Annotated in this window: 15 protein-coding genes; 3 read left to right on the top strand and 12 right to left on the bottom strand. The window is 70.8% G+C overall.

Annotated features, from left to right (window positions below; genetic code table 11):
* Positions 1 to 83 precede the first annotated feature (83 nt).
* On the top strand, positions 84 to 611 hold the full coding sequence (locus ACFFGE_RS05415) for a hypothetical protein (RefSeq protein ID WP_376835059.1): 528 nt from the start codon (positions 84 to 86) through the stop codon (positions 609 to 611).
* Here the strand turns inward: ACFFGE_RS05415 and ACFFGE_RS05410 are convergent, their stop codons facing one another.
* The 3 genes from ACFFGE_RS05410 to ACFFGE_RS05400 all read right to left on the bottom strand — a co-directional run bounded on the left by ACFFGE_RS05410 (position 612) and on the right by ACFFGE_RS05400 (position 6,981).
* Positions 612 to 4,841, bottom strand: coding sequence for a translocation/assembly module TamB domain-containing protein (locus ACFFGE_RS05410; RefSeq protein WP_376835057.1), 4,230 nt, complete (start codon positions 4,839 to 4,841; stop codon positions 612 to 614).
* Positions 4,838 to 6,631: an autotransporter assembly complex protein TamA gene (locus tag ACFFGE_RS05405; RefSeq protein WP_376835055.1), complete on the bottom strand. Its 1,794-nt coding sequence runs from the start codon at positions 6,629 to 6,631 to the stop codon at positions 4,838 to 4,840. The genes ACFFGE_RS05410 and ACFFGE_RS05405 overlap by 4 nt, the downstream gene beginning before the upstream one ends.
* An 89-nt stretch (positions 6,632 to 6,720) precedes the next feature.
* Positions 6,721 to 6,981 carry a hypothetical protein gene (locus ACFFGE_RS05400; RefSeq protein WP_376835053.1) on the bottom strand — a complete coding sequence of 87 codons (261 nt, stop codon included), beginning with the start codon at positions 6,979 to 6,981 and terminating at the stop codon, positions 6,721 to 6,723.
* Between the two features lie 116 nt (positions 6,982 to 7,097).
* Here ACFFGE_RS05400 and ACFFGE_RS05395 point away from each other — a divergent pair, with 116 nt between their 5' ends.
* Positions 7,098 to 8,843, top strand: a complete 1,746-nt coding sequence (locus ACFFGE_RS05395) for an ATP-binding protein (protein ID WP_376835051.1) — start codon at positions 7,098 to 7,100, stop codon at positions 8,841 to 8,843.
* 7 nt (positions 8,844 to 8,850) lie between these two features.
* Here ACFFGE_RS05395 and ACFFGE_RS05390 read toward each other — a convergent pair whose 3' ends face one another.
* Positions 8,851 to 9,933 (bottom strand): CaiB/BaiF CoA transferase family protein, encoded by a 1,083-nt coding sequence (locus ACFFGE_RS05390; RefSeq protein ID WP_376835049.1) that lies wholly within the window; start codon positions 9,931 to 9,933, stop codon positions 8,851 to 8,853.
* A 250-nt stretch (positions 9,934 to 10,183) separates the two neighbouring features.
* Between ACFFGE_RS05390 and ACFFGE_RS05385 the strand changes: the two genes are divergently transcribed.
* Complete coding sequence (locus tag ACFFGE_RS05385; RefSeq protein ID WP_376835047.1) at positions 10,184 to 10,429, top strand: hypothetical protein; 246 nt, start codon at positions 10,184 to 10,186, stop codon at positions 10,427 to 10,429.
* Here ACFFGE_RS05385 and ACFFGE_RS05380 read toward each other — a convergent pair.
* The 8 genes from ACFFGE_RS05380 to ACFFGE_RS05345 form a co-directional block, all read right to left on the bottom strand.
* Entirely contained in the window at positions 10,405 to 11,481 is a 1,077-nt protein-coding gene (locus ACFFGE_RS05380; protein ID WP_376835045.1) for a metallophosphoesterase, read from the bottom strand. The two genes, ACFFGE_RS05385 and ACFFGE_RS05380, sit on opposite strands and share 25 nt — an antisense overlap.
* 295 nt (positions 11,482 to 11,776) lie before the next feature.
* Positions 11,777 to 12,094 carry a hypothetical protein gene (locus ACFFGE_RS05375; RefSeq protein WP_376835043.1) on the bottom strand — a complete coding sequence of 106 codons (318 nt, stop codon included), beginning with the start codon at positions 12,092 to 12,094 and terminating at the stop codon, positions 11,777 to 11,779.
* A gap of 100 nt (positions 12,095 to 12,194) precedes the next feature.
* Positions 12,195 to 12,782, bottom strand: a complete 588-nt coding sequence (locus tag ACFFGE_RS05370) for a lysozyme (RefSeq protein WP_376835041.1) — start codon at positions 12,780 to 12,782, stop codon at positions 12,195 to 12,197.
* A 195-nt stretch (positions 12,783 to 12,977) separates the two neighbouring features.
* Positions 12,978 to 13,232 (bottom strand): hypothetical protein, encoded by a 255-nt coding sequence (locus ACFFGE_RS05365; RefSeq protein WP_376835039.1) that lies wholly within the window; start codon positions 13,230 to 13,232, stop codon positions 12,978 to 12,980.
* Complete coding sequence (locus tag ACFFGE_RS05360) at positions 13,232 to 14,125, bottom strand: hypothetical protein (protein WP_376835037.1); 894 nt, start codon at positions 14,123 to 14,125, stop codon at positions 13,232 to 13,234. The genes ACFFGE_RS05365 and ACFFGE_RS05360 overlap by 1 nt, the downstream gene beginning before the upstream one ends.
* Positions 14,125 to 14,451 carry a hypothetical protein gene (locus ACFFGE_RS05355; protein ID WP_376835035.1) on the bottom strand — a complete coding sequence of 109 codons (327 nt, stop codon included), beginning with the start codon at positions 14,449 to 14,451 and terminating at the stop codon, positions 14,125 to 14,127. The genes ACFFGE_RS05360 and ACFFGE_RS05355 overlap by 1 nt, the downstream gene beginning before the upstream one ends.
* A 36-nt stretch (positions 14,452 to 14,487) precedes the next feature.
* Entirely contained in the window at positions 14,488 to 14,718 is a 231-nt protein-coding gene (locus tag ACFFGE_RS05350; RefSeq protein ID WP_376835033.1) for a hypothetical protein, read from the bottom strand.
* Entirely contained in the window at positions 14,715 to 15,017 is a 303-nt protein-coding gene (locus ACFFGE_RS05345; RefSeq protein ID WP_376835031.1) for a hypothetical protein, read from the bottom strand. The genes ACFFGE_RS05350 and ACFFGE_RS05345 overlap by 4 nt, the downstream gene beginning before the upstream one ends.
* Between the last annotated feature and the right edge of the window lie 161 nt (positions 15,018 to 15,178).

The following is a 15,178-nucleotide window of genomic DNA, read 5'->3' as shown; positions in this document are numbered from 1 at the left end:
AACCCCGTCGGCCCCCACGGCGACGCTTGTGTAAGGCATCCTTGTCATGTAAAGGATATTTGTCACACAGGGAGGTTTGACACATGGCGAGTTTGATCGCGGGCCTGAACCCCGCCGCGAAGATCACCGACGAGGCCGAGGCGAAGGCGTCCGCACGCGCCAGCGCGGTGTCCATCCTGCTCGGCGTCGTCTGGGGCGCGATCGGCCTGTTCTATCTCATGAGCCCCGAGGGCGCCGAGGCGACCCGTCAGGCGATGGCGGCGGCCGAAACGCCGGAGACCGCCGGCATGGCCGAGGCGATGTCGGGCGCCGTGGTCGGCATCACGGGGGTGACGATCGTGATCCAGCTGATCTTCATGCTGATCCAGTGGGCCAAGCCCAACATCGCAATCCCGATCATCTTCCTGCTGCTGGTGATCTACGGCCTGCTGACCAGCCTACTGGGCGTGGTGATGGCGGACCAACTCGCGGCCATGATGGGCCCGCAGCCGCAATACGCCGCATGGATGACCTACGGGAGCATCGCGGTGCTCGCCGTCCAGGCGCTGCTGCACGTCGCGGGCATCCGGGGCGCCTCGGCGCTGGCGAAGTTCCGGCGCGCCGCCGCCTGATCAGTCGTCCCGGTTCGGGCGCGGGTCGCGACGACCCGTGCCCGGCTGGCGCGACTGCCGCCGCCAGCGGATCGACAGGCTGGCCTCGCCCTGTCCGCCGATGCTGGAGGTGACGGCCAGGTTGCGGCGCACCTGCCATTCGACGTTGACGCCCGCGCCGCCCTCGCCGCCGCCGATGATCTCCAGATAGACGTCGTCGGAGATGTAGCGGCCGCCCGCCACCGTCAGGGCCGAGGCCTCGCCGCCGAACGACAGCCGGTCCAGTCCCGCCAACTCGCGCAGGTTGCCGATCACGTCGAAGCCCCCGCCGCCGGCGAGCGACGCCACTCCGGCCGCGAGCTGCGCCGCCTCGAAGGCCGATAGCTGGGAGGCAGAGCGGCCGAACAGCACCTGGGCCAGGATCTCGTCCTGGGGCAGGGCGGGCGAGGAGGACAGGGCGATCTCCGGCCGCGCCGCCGTGCCGGTGACCCGGATGGTCGCCGTCAGCGCGGGGTCCTCGCGGACGGCGCTCAGATTCAGGCGGATCGCGTTGGGATCGGTCGACAGGGTGACCGTCCCCCGGTCGTCGAAGACGAAGCGCTTGCCTGCGAACTCGTAGTCGCCGCGCACCACCCGGGCCGCGCCGGCCAGGGTCGGATCGCCGATCGTGCCGGTGACGCGGGCGTTCAGGCTCAGGAACACGTTCAGGCCCCGACCGGTCACCCGCACGCTCGGCCCGGGGGCGCGGATGCCGATGTCGAGGCCGATCGTGGGCCCGCGCGCCTGCGGCTCGTCGGTCGGCTCCTGATCTCCGCCGGGCCGGTTGATCTCCACCACGTCCATCGAGACGATACCGGTGGAGCCGGGCAGGTTGGGGCGCACCACGGCGTCGTCGACCTCGATCCGCCCGACCAGGGTGATGTTGCCGTCCGCGGCGCGGGCCGCCGTCACCGGGCCCGAGGCCTGGACCGTCGCCAGGTCGTTGTCGACGACCGTGAAGCCGTCGAGGTTGAGGGTGAAGGTCGATCCGCCGCCCTGCCTCAGGTTCAGGCGGCCCGAGCCGCTGACCCGGCCGTCGCCGCCGTCGTTCGCCGAGAAGGTCTGGATCACCGCCGCCTCGTCATCGAAGCGGCTCTGAAGGGTCAGGTCGGAGAGCACCAGACCTGACCCGCCGTCACGGAAGCGGCCCTGGGTGAGCCCCAGATTTCCGTTCAGCCGGGGCGCGGCCAGGCTGCCGGCGATCGTCGCGCGGCCGTCCACCACCCCCGCCAGGGTGCGCCCGCCGCCGACGAACAGATCCCAGAGGGGCTGGACCTGACCGCTCGCCTCGATCTGGCCGGACATCGGTTCGGTCCGCGCGACCGCCAGGCGCAGCGGCGCGGCGGATGTCTCGACCGGCAGGGTCACGTCGGCGCTCGCGCGCACCGCGCCCTCGTCCTCCACATTGGCGCGCAGGCGCAGCCGGTCGTCCAGCAGCTGGGCGTCGATCCGGCCGTCGATGGCGACATTCTCGCCCGCGTCGAGGCTGCGGACGTTCTGAAGCGTCACGTTCGCCGTGCCGGTCAGGTCGTCGCCCGCGCCGCGCAGGCTGATCCGGCCCGTGACCCGGCCGCGAAGGTCCTCGAGGATCGAGCCCAGCTCCACGCTGGTCAGGTCGGCCTGGATCAGGGCGGCCTCGGAATCCGAGCGTAGCTCGCCCAGCAGGACCCCTCCGCCCACGCCGACGTCCAGCCTCACGACGCGTCCGTCCCCGCTCAGGGCGACGACCGCCGGGGTCCGGGTGGTGAAGGCGACGTCGCGCACGCTGCCGCCGCCCGCGAGCGTCAGGGTCTGGGCCCGGTCCCCCCTGGAATAGACGCCGGAGCCGTCGAAGCTCACCGGGGTGGGGCCGCCGATACGCGCGTCGAGCGTGAAGGGCAGCCTCTCCAGCGAACCTCGTCCCTGGAGCGTGAGGGACTGGATGACGTAGTCCGAACCCGCCAGCCGAACATTGCGTCCCGTGACGTCGAGCACGGCGGAGTTGGGCCCGGCGTCCTCCACCAGCCGGACCCGTCCGTCCGCCTGTCCGGAGGTGATGAAGGCGCCGGGACGCGCGGTGAAGGTCAGGTCGGCCGAGGCCGGGGTCGCGCCGTTCAAGGCGATCGAACCCTGCGCCTCCACCCCCCCGGCGTTGAGATCCACGTCGGACAGCTGAACCCCGTCGCCGGCCAGTCGGAACGCGCCCGACGCGCGGGCGGGGCCGTAGTTCGAACCGCTGACCACCGTGATCCGGCCGTCGGAGGCGTCCGCGCCGCGGCGGAAGCTCAGTGTCAGGTCGGCGTTGGTGAGGGTCAGGGGACCGGCCGCGACGCGGGCGAAGTCGGCGGTCAGGTCCACGCGCGGCTGAGCGATCGTCCCGGTGATCGCGCCCTCGCCGGTGGCGGCGCCGTCGATGTCGAGGGGGCCGACGCCGAAGGGACCTTCGGCGTTCCACTCCAGCGCCAGGGACATGTCCCCGCGCGTGCGGATCAGGCCGCGCGCGCCGGCGTCGATGTTGGCGCCGTCGAGAGCCAGCCGCTCCACCGCGATCCGGCCGTCGTTGAGGCTGCCTGACAGCAGCAGCTCGGGGCGGGGGCCCAGCAGGCGGTCCAGCTCGGCGAACCCTGTGGCCAGGTCCCGTCCCTGACCCTCGAAGCCGACCTGCCAGGGCGCGCCCGCACGCGCGGTGGAGGCGCGCAGACGGCCCGAGAAGCCGCCGGACGCGCCTGGACGCAGGGCTTGCAGCCGCGTCAACGCGACCCGGCCGTCGAAGCGGAGCCCGCCGAGCAGGTTGCGTCCGCCGCGGGCCTCGACCTCGATCGCCCGCCCCAGAAGATCGACGCGGTCCAGCACGAAGGCGCCGTTCGGATCGCGCCAGGCGGCGAAGGCGAGGCTCGGCGTCTGGCCCAAAAGTCCCCCTAGCGGCCCGTCGGTCCCGCCGCCCGCGACCGCCAGCTCGCCCGCGACATCGAAGCGGCCGTCGTCGGCGGCGAAATCCAGCGGCCCGGCGAGCCGCGCGGCCGACCAGCCGGCGGCCGCGACCCCGTTCGCCTCCACCGCGCCGTCCAGCGACCAGTTCGAGGCGTCGCCGGTGAACACGCCTTCGTAGGAGGTGGCGCCCGCCGCCTCCTGCCCGATCAGGCGCGTCAGGGACGGGGTGCTGATCGACAGGCGCACGCCGTCCGGCGCGCTGTTGTCGGAGGTGCGGATCACGCCGCGCGCGGAGGACTGGACGTTGTCGGCGATCAGCCGCCAGGAGACGCCCTGAAGCTCCTGATCGCGAACGGGCACAGCCGCGAAGCCGAACCGCGCCGTGCGGCCGACGCGCTCCACGAACGGCGCCAGAAGCTCGGACCCGCTGAAATCCGCGAAGCCGGAGATGCGCGCTCCGCCCGGCCCGTAGAAGCCGGTGACGATCAGCGGGGTGAACGCGCCCGTGCGAACCAGCGCGTCGACGCGGCGGCCCGTCACCTGGGCGCGGGCGGTGAACGGCTGATCCGGCGAATAGCCCAGGGCGCCGGCCAGGGGGCCGCCCTCGGCCTCCTGCGCCCTCAGGTTCAGACGCAGGTCGGCGGGCTCCGCGCCCAGGGTGGCGGCCAGCCGCAGGAAGTCGCCTTCGCGCGACAGGCTGTCGGCGGCCACCTCGACCGTCCTGGCCCCGACGCGCGGCAGATCGGCTTCGCCGGCAAGACGCCAACGGCCGTACTCCTCGCCGAAGCCCTCCAGGATTTCGACGTCGGCGGCGAACCGGTCGATGTCGATCGACAGGGGCTGGGGTCCCCCCGGCTCGGTGGACGGCTCGACGTTCGGACGTCGGATCAGCCGGATCACCTCGGCTTCGATCAGCTCCGCATGGAAGCGGCGGGTGACGAGGGGCCAGTAGGACCAGTCGACGTGGACCTGTCGGGCCTCCAGCCAGACTCCCTCGTCGTCCTCGACCGTCACCCGCTCCAGGGTGAAGTCGTCGAACAGGTCGCCGCTCAGGCCCTCGACGTTGATCCGCCCGTAGCGGCCCAGGCTCTGGCCGGCGACGAAGCTGGTGACCAATTCGCGGCCGGGGCCGGTGACGAGATACATCCGCCCGCCGACCAGTACGAGCACGATCAGGGCGATCAGGCCGCCGACGACGCCTCCGGCGATCAGCGCCGCCAGCTGTCTGCGTGAGCGCCGTTTCCGCTCCGCTTTGGGCGGGTCGGGCTGCTCGGCCGGGGAGGGGGGCGCGGGGTCGGTCAAAACGCCTGCCCGATGCTGATGTAGAGCTGGAAGTCGGCGTCGCCGTCGCGCTTGTCGAGCGGGAAGGCGACGTCGGCCCGTATCGGCCCGAACGGCAGATTGTAGCGGACGCCGACACCCGCCGCGTAGCGTACGTCGTCGAAACTCGGAGTTTCGTCGAAGCCGACCGAGCCGGCCTCCACGAACACGACGCCGCCCAGGTTCCGGGCGAAGTCGCGACGGACCTCGACCGAGGCCTCGACCAGGGACAGCCCGCCGCGCGGGGTGTCGTCCGGCAGGCGCGGGTTCACACCCTGGTAGGCGTAGCCGCGCACCGACCCCCCGCCCCCCGAGTAGAACAGGCGATCCGACGGAACCGTCAGCTCTGAGCCGCCGATCACCGACCCGAACCGCGCACGACCGGCGACGACGGTGCGGCCCTGCTCATCCACCGGCTGATAGAAGGTGCCGGTGGCCTCGGTGCGCACGAACAGCACCGTGTCCTCTCCGGCCACGGCGGTGGGCTGGGCCGACACCGACACCCGCCAGCCCTGCGTCGGGTCGAGGGGATCGTTCGATCGGTCGATATAGGCGCTCGCACGCGTGGTCAGGATGGCCAGATCGCGGTCGAGGCGCAGCAGCTGGGGCGGATTGGTCGAGGCGTCGAAGCGGCTTTCCTCATAGCGACCGGCGTCCAGCCCCACGCCGTAGCTGAACCAGGAGGTGCGCCCCAGGCGCTGGGTCACGTCGGCGTTGAGGACCAGCGCCTGACGGCGATAGGCGTCGGTGTCCTCGGCGACCACGGCGCTTTCCAGGCGCAAGGTGCGACCCGGCGCCCGCCAGTGCGGCAGGCTGAGCTCCGCGCCGATCCGGCTGTCGATGGTGGCCAGACGCGCCTGGAACCGCAGGGTGTCCGCCCGCCCGAAGCGGTTGCGCCACGTCCACAGGGCGTCGACGCCCGAGCCTTCGGCGGTGGAGTAGGTGACGCCCGCCTCGAGCACGCGCCGGGGGCTGTCGGTCAGGGTGACCACCACCGGCCGGTCGCCGTCGGCGGTGGTCTGGTCGGCCGGCGCCAGCGCCACGCCGACGCCGTCGTAGACGCCGGTCTCGGTCAGTCGCCGCTCGAGCTCGCCGACCAGGTCGGGATCGTAGCGCCGGCCGTCGCGCCAGGGGGCGAGCCGCTGCACCCAGGCGGGGTTGGTGGGGCCGCGCGTCTCCACCCGCACGCCGTTCAGGGTGACCAGATCGCCGGCGTCGATGCGATAGGTGGGCGCGACGGTGAGGGCGGCGTGGTCGACGACCACGCGCCGGGGCTGGGCGGTCGCGTCGGCGTAGCCCTGGCGGCTCAGGCTGGCGACCAGGCGCCCCTCGGCGGCGATGACGTCGGCGGCGCGTCCCGGGTCGCCCGGCGTCAGCGCGATGTCCCCGGCGGCCCGCGCGGCCACCTCGGGCTCGGGCGGCGCGCCGACCCAGTCGACGCCCGGCGGCGTCAACTCGAAGCGCGGGCCCGGCTCGACGACGATCACCGCCGAGGGGGAGGTCTCGCCTTCGACCTCATCGCGAATGGTGGACTGGTAGTAGCCTTCCGATCGCAGCAGGGCCTCGGCGGCCTCCGCCGCCGCCCGGGCGCGGCGGCGGGCCTCGAAGCGATTGCCCGCCGGCTCGTCGACCTCGCCGATCGCCCGGATGATCTGGTCGCGCAGCCCGTCGTCGAGATCGCCACGAACGACCGCGCGCGGATCCGCCGCCGTCGAACCGGCCGCGCTCATGACGATCAGAGCCAGTGAAGTCGCGCGAAGGAAAGTGGACAATCGGCCGTCCGTGGTGTGCGACGCGCCGTTGCCACGACGCCGGAACGCGCTGCTAGATCAGGGCTTGGTGGCGCCGGCGAGGCGACGCCTCAGTAGAACAGGGTTTCGCTTTCGGGCTGGACGCTTTCTTCCGAGTCGCGCTCGTCAGGCGGAAGGGCGGTGGGGTCCGTCGCCGCCGGGGCCTCGTCCGGCGCGACCTCCGCTTCACCGGCGGCGTCGGCGGCCATGTCCTCGGCGGGCAGGGCTTCGACGACCTCGGCCTCCGAGGTGTAGGCGCCCCCGTCGGGCCGATCCTCGCACGCCGCGAGCGCGGCGGCGGCGGCCAGCGCGATCATCGACATCAATCTCATGGTCCCCTCCTGAGACAAAGAACTGAACGCGGTCGGTCGTCTCGCGGTTCCTAGGATACCGACAACCAATCCTTCGGAACTTCCCCCATAGAGTATGGGCAGGGAGGGACAAGGCCATGCCTGCGTCCGAATACAGGATCGTCGCCTCGACGCGACGCAAGGAACTCAAGACACGGCTCTGGATGGCCGGCGTGCTGGGGGCGATCGCCTATATGGTCGCGCCCGGCTGGACGCCCGCCGTCTGGTACGCGGCGGTGCTTTTGACGCAGCTGATCGACGTCATCGTGTTCGCGCCAGCCAGGGCGTCCGACGACGACTGGAGGCCGAGCCCCGGATTCAGGATCGCCGCGATCGCGTCGGCCCTGATCACCACCTTGGTCTACTCCGCCAGCGGCGCCTACATGTGGCTGTACGGCGGGGAGGTGGGCAAGCTCTTCGCCATGATGCAGTTCGCGGGCGGCCTGCTGCATGTCTGTCTGCACATGCACCCGCGTCGCGACATCCTGCTCGCCGCCATGCTGGCGCACGGCGGCTATCTGCTGGGCATGCCGATCTATGAGGCGTTCGCGCAGGCGCGGCCCGTCATGGCCGTCGCCGCCGTCGCGGGGGTGCTCTATCTCGCTCACCTGGCCGTCGCCGTTCGCCAGAGTTCGGAGACGAACCGGGCCCTGCGAGAGGCGGAGCGCGAGAGCCGAGAGGCCGCCGTCAGGGCCGAGAAGGCCAGCGCGGCCAAGTCGGAGTTCCTGGCGGTCATCAGCCACGAGATCCGCACGCCGATGAACGCGGTGATCTCGGCGGCGAACCTGCTGCGCCCGACGCGCCTGACGCGGGCCCAGCGGGAGCATGTGCGCATGCTGTCCGAGGCCGGCGACATTCTGATGGGCCTGCTCAACGACGTGCTGGACTTCTCCAAGATCGAAGCGGGCAAGATGGAGCTGGAAAGCATCGTCTTCGACCCCCGCGAGAAGCTTGAAGCCCTGGGACGCATGTGGCGGCCCCGCGCCGAGGCGAAGGGCGTGGCGCTGGAGCTTGAAATCGCCGCCGATCTGCCGACCGCGGTGCGCGGCGACGCCCTGCGGCTGCAGCAGATCCTGTTCAACCTGCTCTCGAACGCCGTGAAGTTCACGGATCAGGGGACCATCAGGGTCGAGGCGCGCTGGGCCGAGGACATGCTGTCGGTCGTGGTTCGGGACAGCGGCTGCGGCATCGCCGCCGACCGGCTGGACCATATCTTCGCCAGCTTCGAGCAGGCGGACGCCGGCACCACCCGGCGCTATGGCGGCACCGGACTGGGTCTCGCCATCAGTCAGCGGCTGGCGCAGCTGATGGGCGGCGGGCTCACCGTCTCGAGCACGCCGGGCCAAGGCTCCACCTTCACGCTCCAGGCCCGGCTGAGCGCGGCCGAACCGGTGGAGGCGGAGACCGTCATGGCTCCGGCCGTGGAGGTCGAATCTCTGGACGGCCTTCGGATCCTGGCCGCCGAGGACCATCCGGTGAACCAGCGCATCCTGTCGCTCCTGCTCGAGCCGATGGGCTGCCGGTTGACCCTGGCGTCCAACGGGGCCGAGGCCGCGGCGCTCGCGGAATCAGCCGTCTTCGACGTGATCGTCCTGGACATGCAGATGCCGGTCATGGACGGCCTGGACGCCGCGCGGCGCATCCGGGCGCAAACCGGACCGAACGCCGGGGCCCCGATCATCGCCCTGACGGCGAACGCGTTGGACAATCACCGTCAGGCCTGGGCGGAGGTCGACGCCTTCGCCTTCCTGACCAAGCCGATCGATCCGCAAGCGCTCGCCGCTACGCTGGGCGCCGCGCGCGGGTCCGCCCGCGCGGCGAAATCGGTGTGGCAGGCCGCCTGAGGTTTATTCAGGCCCCGGACGTCCAGGCCGCCAATGCGTCGGCGAGCGAGAGGGCCGAGGCCGGCGCCGGCGCGGCCGCCGGTCCGTCGAACCGGGGCGCGGGCCTCGGCGCGCCGTCCGGCCCGTAGGCGTCGCGCTGGGCGGCGTGAGGGTGGGCGCTTGCTTCCGCGAAAGTCAGCACCGGGGTGACGCAGGCGTCCGTCGCGGCGAAGCGGGCGGCCCAGGCGTCCCGGGGCCGCGCCGCGAACTTCGCCTCGAACAGGGCGTGCATCGCGGGCCAGCCGGCGGGATCGTACTGGACCAGGCCCGCGTCGCCGAGGTCCAGGCCCTCGATCAACGCCGCGAAGAACTGCGGCTCCAGCGCGCCCACGGCGACGAACCGCCCGTCCGAGCAGGCGTAGCAACGATAGAACGGCGCTCCGCCGTCCAGCAGGTTCGCGCCACGCTCGGGTCGCCACAACCCCTTCGCCAGCAACGCGTGGAAGAGGCTGCTCATGGCCGCGACCCCATCGACCATCGCCGCATCGACCACCCGCCCGCGCCCCGTGCGGGCCGCCTGGATCAGCCCGGCCAACACCCCGTTGATCAGCAGCATGGCCCCACCGCCGTAATCCGCGACCAGATTGAGCGGAGGGGCGGGCGGTCGATCCGGCGGCCCCATGGCCGCGAGCGCGCCCGTCAGACCCAGGTAGTTGATGTCATGCCCGGCCGACCGGGCCAGCGGCCCCGTCTGGCCCCAGCCGGTGATCCGTCCGTAGACCAGGGCGGCGTTCGCCCGCTGACACGCCTCGGGACCCAGGCCCAGCCGCTCCATGACGCCCGGTCGGTAGCCTTCGATCAGGGCGTCGGCGCGCGCCACGAGCTCGCGGACCCCCGCGAGGTCCGCGGGCGATTTCAGATCGACGGCCACCGCGCTTCGCCCCCGATGCAGGATCGCGCCGCCCACGTCCTCGAACGCGCCGCTCGTGGGGCGCGCCAGCCGCAGCACGTCCGCCCCCATGTCGGCCAGCATCATGCCCGCCAGCGTCACCGGCCCCAGGCCGTCGAACTCCAGGATTCGCACCCCTGTCAGGGGCCCCGTGACAGACATGGATGAAGACCCTCCCGGCGGCTTGCTCCGGCGCGTTCGTCTCCCTATGGTCCGCGCCGCGTCGCGAGGCGAGCCCCTAGCTCAGTCGGTTAGAGCATCTGACTTTTAATCAGGTGCTGGCGTTGATCGAGAACAACATTCCTACAAACCGGAGCGGTTGTCACGTCAATGCTTTCAGTTGCTTAGCAGTCCACAGCAAACCGGGGGCCGGCGCATTGTTCCTCTTGCGTTCCGGGTGTAGCGGTCGCCGATGCCCACGAAGCTCCGCAACACCATCACCGCCGCCGACATAGCCCAGCTTGAGAAGGCGCACCGGATCGTGTGCGGGATCATGGTCGGGCTGAACCCGGCCTCGGCTGCGGCCCTACCGCTCTACGCCGCCGCTTCGGTCCTGCGGCAATGCGCTGTGGACCTGTCGGGCGACCCGGCGATCTGGAGGGAGCGGGGAACCGCAGAGCAGATGCCCAGCGCTCAGGCGGCGAGCCGTTCGGAGTAGCGCTCTCTCAGCAGGACCATCTCAGTGAACGACCACTCGCGCACATAGCCGTCCCAGATCGTGGCCAGGCACACGCCCTGACGCCATGTGGAGCCGCCTTTGTTCGCGTAGCCTTCGATGAAGCCCGGCGGGAGGGCGGTCGCGGCAGAATAGACGGTCGGGCTCCTGAATGGGCCGGACTTGTGGTCGGTGATCTGGGTGGCCCGGTGATCGTCGCCGTGGATGGTATCGACCAGCGCCTTGTTGGCGTGCTGCCCCTGCGCCAGAGGCTTACCCCGCCCGTTGAAGGGGATATGGGTGAAGCCAACGCCCTGGAGGAACCAGTATTCGCCATAGGGCGTGCCCTTCCAACCCCACTGCAAGAAAGCCTCCTCGACCATCTGCGAGTGCGACATGCCGTCCGGGTGGAGGTTGTCGTATTTCCAAGCGCGGTGTTCGTGATTGCCGAAGGTGATGCGCTTGCGGGGCTTCCAGTCTCCGAGTCCCCGCTGGAACTCCCGCTGGGACGCATGGAAGCTGGCCAGGTCCTGCTCGAATGTCGGCTTGGCGAAGCCCTCGAATGTCGCCCGATCGTGGTGGGTGGAGAAGCAGTCCATGCTCATCCAGTCGCCGACGCTGACGACCCAATCGACCCGGTGATCCGCGGCGAACCTGCCGAGCCAGTAGAAGCGATCTTTGTTCGGAAGGTGCGGCGAGTCGTGCGCGTCACCGATGACGCAGACCTTGACCGGCCTTCCCTCCGGGGCGGCCTCCGTCACATGATCCTGCGACGGCATGGCGGGCAAGCCGGGCGGGCGGTGCTGGTAGTGTCGCGGCCTGTAGAGCGTCCAGTCGGGTTCCAGTCCGTAGTTGTCCTTGGCGATCCGCAGGCGTGTCTGGAAAGCGCCGGCCGATCCCACGAACCCGTCGCGGATGGCCTGCTCTCCCGCCACGGCAATGGCGGCGGGGCCGTTGCCGTGGAGGCCCTGCGGCCGGAAGCCTTCCCGCAGCTTGTCCTCGATGCGGGCTATGGTTTCTTCGGCGACGGCGCGGCTGAGTGGCGGCTGCGGCATAATCCCCCCCGATGGGATGGTTTCGGATATGAAGAAGGCCCCACCGGGTGAACCGGCGGGGCCTCGAGATGCGGAGCCAGGCTCGACGCTGGATGATGTGGATTGAGCGAGGGGCTAGCCCGGTCTGAGGCGGGACCACCAGGAACGCCGCCCGCCCTCGGCGATGGCCACGACAGCCTCTCTCCGGGCATCACAGACACGAAGGTCGGCGTCGCCTTGGATGATGGCCTTACCCAGATCCCCGACCGTCTGGGCGCCGGACACATCGGCCGTGCTCTCACAGGGCGCTCGCAGGCTATCGGGGATCACCACCCCGCTGCCGGTCGCGCACCCGCTGGAGGTCAGCCCCATAGCCGTCAGGAAGCCGCTGATCAGAACCCTCGATTTGGTCGACTGCACGTTGCTTCTCCTCTTGTTCGGAGCGGATGATGGGGATTTCCACGGCGACTTGATCGAGGGCGCGCGTGGTGACTTTGCTGGTCCGGGCTTGTGCGACGGCGCGGTCGGCGCGGGCCTTCTGGTAGCTGTAGGCGGTCCAGAGCAGGGCGAAGGCGAGCACGACGCCTCCGGCCGCCTTCCATTGCCAGGGGATGCGGGAAAACAGGGCGATCATCCGAAGATCCTCCGCACCGCGCCAACCACCAGCACGGCGATGAACGTCTGAACGAAGAGGCGGGCGATGGCGCCCAGGGCGAAGGCGGTGGCGACGGTTCTCATGAGGCGTAGAGCGCCGCTTCAGCCGCACGACGGCGGACAAGGCCGTTGAGGCGCTTGCCCTTGGCGAACACCCACTTGCCGAACTCTCGCGCGGCCCCGGCGTGATCCCCGGCGCGATGCTTCTTGAGAAGGGTCGAGCCCTTCAGGTTGGCCAGCCCGACGTTGTAGGCGAAGCTGACCAGCGCATCGAACTGGCTCTGCGTTGTGGGCGCGCCCTTTAGGGCCTCGGCAACCCCGGCGGCGAACTTGGCCACGTCGGCCTCGAAACGCGCGTCGGCTTGCTCGCGGGTCCAGACCGTGCCCTTGGTGACGCCAGGGCCGGTGCTGCCCCAGCCGATCGTCCAGGGAAGCCCCGTTGGCCCCGGATCGGGATAGGCCTCGATCATCCCGTCCGGGCGCACCTTGGACAGCCCCTCGAACTCGTGCAGCAGCTTGATCGCCGCCGGGCTGGGCTTCATCGGCGCGCCATCCGCCGGCAACCCGAACGCATCCGCTACCTGGTCCAGCAGCCGCACGACCTGGGCTGAGAACTTCCGTGACGGCGCGAACGGGCGCACCGCCTCGAACATGTCGAGTCGCGTCATCGCGTGTCAGGCTCCAGATTGTAGGGTTTCGTCAGATCAGGGCGAGGAGCCCGATCACCACCTGCACCACGGCGCAAAGCACCAGCGCCGCGATCAGGATCGTCTCTCGCCGGTCGGGTCCCTGCCGCATAAGGCCACGCTAGCCGACGCGAACGGCGTTCGCATCACCGCTCGCGGTACAGCCGTCAGGTCGCCCTAACCGCCCAGGGCCGCCTCGGCCGCCGCCTGATCGGCGAAGCGCAGAGCGACCGTCACCACGGGCGCGGCGGGGTCGTCACCGGCCCATACGCGGCGCAGGGTGGTGGGCGTCACGACGAACGGCGCCAGGTCCGGTCGCGCCGCCAGGCCCTCGGTCGTGATGTTGACGTGCCACCCCGGCAGGGGGACCGCCTCCGCCTCATCGTCTCCGGCCGCCTCGAACAGCGTCCCGATCACATCCGCCTCGATCATCACGACCACTCCAGCGTCGCCAGCTCGCTCACCCCGACGCGCCCCTTGCCCGCCGCGATCACCGCCCCGGCGATGTCGAAGGTCGCCCCCGGCGTCAGACCGGCCGAGCTCGAGGCGGTCCCGTCCGCATAGGTCAGCCGCGCCGAGGTGCGGCCACCCGGAACGACGGCCGTGCAGACCGGCAGGCCCCGTGTCGCCTGCGCCCCGGCCGTCTCGACGACGGAGGTGGCATCCCCGCCCTCCTCGAACTGAGGCAGGATGATCCACAGCACCTGGCCCGGATCGGCGAAGATGCGCGGGAATCGGGCCGCGACCATCGGCATCCCGCCGGGCTGGGTCGCGACCCGGCGATAGTCAGTGGACGCGCCGAACGTCGTCCCTCCGGTGCTGACCCCTGTCGTTGATATAGAGCTACCCAGCGCCCCCGATCCGCCCCGGATGCAGGCCGAGATGGAGTGGTTGCTGCTGTTGCCCGCCGTGCCGCCGGTGAAGCTGGCATAGGCCACGGCGGATCCGGCGCTGTTGTCCAGCCGCCAGACCTCGCCTGAGGTGCAAAGCCCCGACAGGCCCGCCGCCGCGAGCGCCGCCGCATCGTTGACCAGCGTCAGGGTCGCCGCAGGGTCGCCCGCCACGCTCACGCCGGTCAGGTCTGTCGGATTGGCGTTGTGGACCGTGACCTTGTTGGTCCGCTCGGGCTCCAGGGCCAGACCACGATCCGTGCGCTGCGGCTCATTCGTCGCGAACGCCGTCAGAACACCCGCCGCCGTCAGCCCCGTCGCCGCGCCCGTCCGGCTGTAGGTCACCGACGCGGGCATGGCCGAACGGAAGTCGAGCGCGCCGCCCTGCCCACGGGCTAGATTGACCTGCCCCAGATTGAGGCCCAGGTTCAGCATCAGGCCACGTCCCGGGCGGCGACCTGCTCGCCGGCTTCGGAGACGCCACGCGCGACGGACGCGCCGGCAGGGACCAGGAAGCCCTGGTTAGGACCGGCGGCGTTGGCGACGGCGTCCCCGCTGGCCCGAACCCAGATGTCCTTGCCGATGGCCGTGAAGACCCAGGCCAGATCGGCGCTCTGCCCCGTGATCGTGCCGACGCGGGCCGACGTGGTGGTGGTGTTCAGCGTCGCCTGGGCGACGGGCTGAGACTCCGCCAGGGGCATGGTCGAGCCCGTCTCGGCTCGCGTGTTCATGGTGACGAGTTCGACGTGCAGCGTTCCCATGGCGGGCGCTCCTTTCAGGTCAGGTTGTGGTGGGGGTCAGCCGTGGCTCTGGGCCTTGGCGGTTTCGACCTTGGCGGCCTCTCGCCGCTGGCCGTAGTTCTCCAGCGACCGGGCGCCGTAGAGGGCGATCAGGATGATCCCTGCGGCGGTGATCGAGCCGTCGTCCGCGCCGGTCCAGATCGCGCGGGCGGTCGCGGTGCCGACGGCGATCAGGGCATAGGGCCGGGCCAGATCACCGACGAGGGACTTGAACTTGTTTAGGGTCACTCGCCGCTCCTCCGCGTGCGGCGTGGGGCGGGCTCCGGCGCGGCGGGCTCCCGCATCCACCGAACCGACGCGGCGAGGTCACGTAGCTGCTCGAACATCGCGTCCTGCTTGGACTCGATCTTGCCCACGGCCACCTTCAGTTCGGTGATCGCGCCCATCTCCTGCTCTAGAACCTTCACCCTGGCGGCGAGAGCGGAGACCGTGCCCTTCAGCACGCCATACCCGATCGCCAGTGCGATGCCGTTGAAGACAAGCGTGAGCACAAACGCGGCGAGCGCGATCCAGGCCGACGGGGTCATCGGTCGTTAAGCAGCATCCGCCGCCCTCCTGATTGTGGTGATGGTGAAGGCCGTGGGGACGACGGTGTCCAGGGTCAAGCGACATCAATCGCCCCGTCGTGTTTGATTTGGCGGTGTCTCGCGGCTATGATTTAAGCCCCATCCGGGCCGCTGGCCTAGCC

The sequence above is a fragment of the Brevundimonas balnearis genome (assembly GCF_042434805.1).
Classification (GTDB): Bacteria; Pseudomonadota; Alphaproteobacteria; order Caulobacterales; family Caulobacteraceae; genus Brevundimonas; species Brevundimonas balnearis.
Note: the sequence above shows the minus strand (reverse complement) of the source record. Positions and strands in the feature narration are given on the sequence as shown.

What these genes read in the sequence shown, in the direction of transcription:
- ACFFGE_RS05395 (WP_376835051.1), top strand. Translation starts at nt 7,098, where the DNA reads ATGCCTGCGTCCGAATACAGGATCGTCGCCTCGACGCGACGCAAGGAA.
- ACFFGE_RS05380 (WP_376835045.1), bottom strand. Translation starts at nt 11,481, where the DNA reads ATGCCGCAGCCGCCACTCAGCCGCGCCGTCGCCGAAGAAACCATAGCC.
- ACFFGE_RS05385 (WP_376835047.1), top strand. Translation starts at nt 10,184, where the DNA reads ATGCCCACGAAGCTCCGCAACACCATCACCGCCGCCGACATAGCCCAG.
- ACFFGE_RS05360 (WP_376835037.1), bottom strand. Translation starts at nt 14,125, where the DNA reads ATGCTGAACCTGGGCCTCAATCTGGGGCAGGTCAATCTAGCCCGTGGG.
- ACFFGE_RS05345 (WP_376835031.1), bottom strand. Translation starts at nt 15,017, where the DNA reads ATGACCCCGTCGGCCTGGATCGCGCTCGCCGCGTTTGTGCTCACGCTT.
- ACFFGE_RS05370 (WP_376835041.1), bottom strand. Translation starts at nt 12,782, where the DNA reads ATGACGCGACTCGACATGTTCGAGGCGGTGCGCCCGTTCGCGCCGTCA.
- ACFFGE_RS05390 (WP_376835049.1), bottom strand. Translation starts at nt 9,933, where the DNA reads ATGTCTGTCACGGGGCCCCTGACAGGGGTGCGAATCCTGGAGTTCGAC.
- ACFFGE_RS05365 (WP_376835039.1), bottom strand. Translation starts at nt 13,232, where the DNA reads ATGATCGAGGCGGATGTGATCGGGACGCTGTTCGAGGCGGCCGGAGAC.
- ACFFGE_RS05415 (WP_376835059.1), top strand. Translation starts at nt 84, where the DNA reads ATGGCGAGTTTGATCGCGGGCCTGAACCCCGCCGCGAAGATCACCGAC.
- ACFFGE_RS05400 (WP_376835053.1), bottom strand. Translation starts at nt 6,981, where the DNA reads ATGAGATTGATGTCGATGATCGCGCTGGCCGCCGCCGCCGCGCTCGCG.
- ACFFGE_RS05355 (WP_376835035.1), bottom strand. Translation starts at nt 14,451, where the DNA reads ATGGGAACGCTGCACGTCGAACTCGTCACCATGAACACGCGAGCCGAG.
- ACFFGE_RS05375 (WP_376835043.1), bottom strand. Translation starts at nt 12,094, where the DNA reads ATGATCGCCCTGTTTTCCCGCATCCCCTGGCAATGGAAGGCGGCCGGA.